The organism is Wolbachia endosymbiont of Drosophila leontia (assembly GCF_028981785.1).
GTDB classification, from domain to species: Bacteria; Pseudomonadota; Alphaproteobacteria; order Rickettsiales; family Anaplasmataceae; genus Wolbachia; species Wolbachia pipientis.
In genome coordinates, this window is record NZ_JAPQLK010000016.1 from 1 (window position 1) to 2,553 (window position 2,553).

3 protein-coding genes and 1 pseudogene are annotated in these 2,553 nt (G+C 33.6%); all 4 read right to left on the reverse strand.

Features of this window, described 5'->3' with window-relative positions:
• Nucleotides 1-256 (reverse strand): annotated as a pseudogene (locus OZD63_RS00405) (IS4-like element ISWosp8 family transposase); the annotation flags it as partial.
• Nucleotides 257-522: 266 nt separating this feature from the next.
• Nucleotides 523-867 carry a DMT family transporter gene (locus OZD63_RS00410; RefSeq protein WP_274979563.1) on the reverse strand — a complete coding sequence of 115 codons (345 nt, stop codon included), beginning with the start codon at nucleotides 865-867 and terminating at the stop codon, nucleotides 523-525.
• A gap of 15 nt (nucleotides 868-882) precedes the next feature.
• Nucleotides 883-1,197, reverse strand: a complete 315-nt coding sequence (locus OZD63_RS00415; RefSeq protein ID WP_275007800.1) for a DMT family transporter — start codon at nucleotides 1,195-1,197, stop codon at nucleotides 883-885.
• Between the two features lie 99 nt (nucleotides 1,198-1,296).
• On the reverse strand, nucleotides 1,297-2,403 hold the full coding sequence (locus tag OZD63_RS00420) for a D-alanyl-D-alanine carboxypeptidase family protein (RefSeq protein ID WP_274979565.1): 1,107 nt from the start codon (nucleotides 2,401-2,403) through the stop codon (nucleotides 1,297-1,299).
• Nucleotides 2,404-2,553: the final 150 nt, after the last annotated feature.

Below are 2,553 nucleotides of genomic sequence, written 5' to 3' on the forward strand. Positions count from 1 at the left end.
TTAAATTCTTGAAAGCCTGTATGGCAAATCTTATACCTTGCTTTAGAAAAAGCTTGCTTTGAGGGTACATGTCAATGGCTCCATAAGTTCACATTCTATTCCCAAACTTTTTTTAACTAACTTTAAAATCATAGAAAATACTGTCGAAAAAGGAAGTTTTCTTGTTCATGTAAAACTCAACACAATGGATTCTCTGAAAAGTTTTCGAGTATATTGCATTTTTAATTTGTAGAATAAGGTTTTTTCCTTTTTGCATGTTTCACCTAAAAAAGACACATTTTAAACTTTTTTGTTGCAATAAAATAGAAACAAAAGTGCTGTTTCTTGCACTCTTTGGATAATTTAATGATAAAAAATTTAGAGAGAAATTTTATACGCAATCTCTGACATTTTTCCTTAAGTTGACGCCATTGTGTGAACGGTTACGGTTTCCCGTCTTCACCATGCTATATAGAAAAAAGTCTGGATTCCAATTTGCATGACAATATGGAGTATCTGCTTCTTTCATCCCAGTGGGATCTTTTATTCCATTTTATCAACAGTTTGTTTTGCAGTATCAAACAATTTTAATCCTATAATCCCGAATGTAACTAAAATAAAGCATATTACTTCGAATAAATTAACTGGTTCATCAAATAGGTAAACTCCAAGTATCGAAGCTCCTATAGCGCCCACTCCAGTCCAAATTGCATAGCATACTCCGATAGGTATAGAACGTGTAGCGAGCGAAAGTAAATATGTACTAAGAGCCATGGAGAATATGCTAATTATTGATGGTACGAGATGAGTAAATCCACAACTATGCTTAAGTGCTATGACCCAGAACACTTCAATTAGTGACGATAAGAGTAAATATATCCAATTCATGCATAAACTTTAGGTTTAAATAGAGAGCTTGAGCCCTATGGTTCCTATTACAATTAAAACGATACATAAAACTTGAGATAAATTAATATTCTCTGTGAAAGTGGTTGCACCAATTATAGTTATTCCAATTGTGCATATTCCAGAGGAAACTGCATAGCATACTCTAATAGGTAGAAAGCATGCTGCAAGAGATAAAAAATAAATGCTAATGATCATAATTACCAATGTTGCAATCGAAGGCACAACTTTAGTAAAACTGTTACTAAACTTTAGTGTTACAGCCCACAGCATCTCTAGGATACTAGACAGCAACAAATACAACCAGCACATTTTCGTAACACTTCAATCTTGTATTGTAACAGAAATTGTTAGTTAAAACTATACTAAAGTGCAATAGATCTCTCTTTCGAAATTGCTTTAATGTTAAACTTAAAATAACATCCTAAAAAACTTTTCTACGAAATTCAATTCCTGCACGTCATTTGCTGCATAAAGTGGTGTAGTTTGTTGCTCAATACCTGGTATTTCTACAAAAACTTTGCCCACTTCTTGACCTTTTTTAATTGGTGCAGGTATCATATCTTTATATTCAATACGCACCTTAATTCGGTCATGCAATTTGCGGTTGTAAGTTATGGTAACATCGTTTGCAACTGTAATAGGCACTTTTTTATCTTTTCCATAGAGAGCATTTACTTCCTCAACTACGCTATCCTTAGCGAATATTTTCTTGGTGTTAAAATGATTTAAGGAATATTGTATCAGTCTTTTTGCTTCTTCTATTCGCTCTTTCTCAGTGTTTAAGCCATTTACGACAGCAAAAATTCTCCTATCGTTTCGTTTTGCAGATGCTACAATGCCGTAACCACCAGCATTTGTATAACCGGTTTTTAAGCCATCAACCCCAATATCGTGAAAAAGTAGAAGATTTTTATTCTTTTGTACAATTTCATTATATGTCAAATATTGTTCGGAAAATAAATCATAATATTCAGGAAAATCAGTGAAAATCCTTTTTGCCAGCATTACCAAGTCTTTTGCGTTCATAAAATGATCTTCATCTGGCCACCCGCTTGAGTTGACAAAATGACTGTCATTCAGATTCAAATTTTGTGCAACTTCATTCATTTCAGCCACAAAATTCTCTTCTGATCCTGCAATGCCCTCGGCTAGTGTTATGCAGGCATCATTGCCTGAGACTATTGTAATTCCTTCAAGTAATTCCCTTACTGTAACGGATTGACCTTCTTTCAAAAACATAGAAGAGCCTTTTCTTTCCCACGCTTTTCTGCTTACTCGAAATTTATCCTCCATGTGTATTATTCCAGCTTTTAGATAATCGAAGGCTATATATAAAGTCATTAGCTTGCTCATTGAAGATGGGGCCATTTTTTCGTCAGAATTATGGTCAAAAATGAACGAGTCTGAAGCTAAATCTAAGACTACTGCTTGCTTTGCTTTGGTTCTAAACTGGTATGAGTATGAAGAAAAAGGAAGTATAAAAACTAATAGCAAAATTACCAATCTGCTTAACATATTTATAATTTTAAATTTACAGTGTACTAATTAATAGTATAATTTTACAGGGGCATTTCAATAGATCTCTTGCATAAAAATTCCTTGACAAACCTCGCCAGCCCCCTTATCATGAAACTGAAGCTATTTATTTATCTTCTCTGTACAGAT

Coding starts and splice junctions, on each gene's coding strand:
- OZD63_RS00410 (WP_274979563.1), bottom strand. CDS start 867: ATGAATTGGATATATTTACTCTTATCGTCACTAATTGAAGTGTTCTGG.
- OZD63_RS00415 (WP_275007800.1), bottom strand. CDS start 1,197: ATGTGCTGGTTGTATTTGTTGCTGTCTAGTATCCTAGAGATGCTGTGG.
- OZD63_RS00420 (WP_274979565.1), bottom strand. CDS start 2,403: ATGTTAAGCAGATTGGTAATTTTGCTATTAGTTTTTATACTTCCTTTT.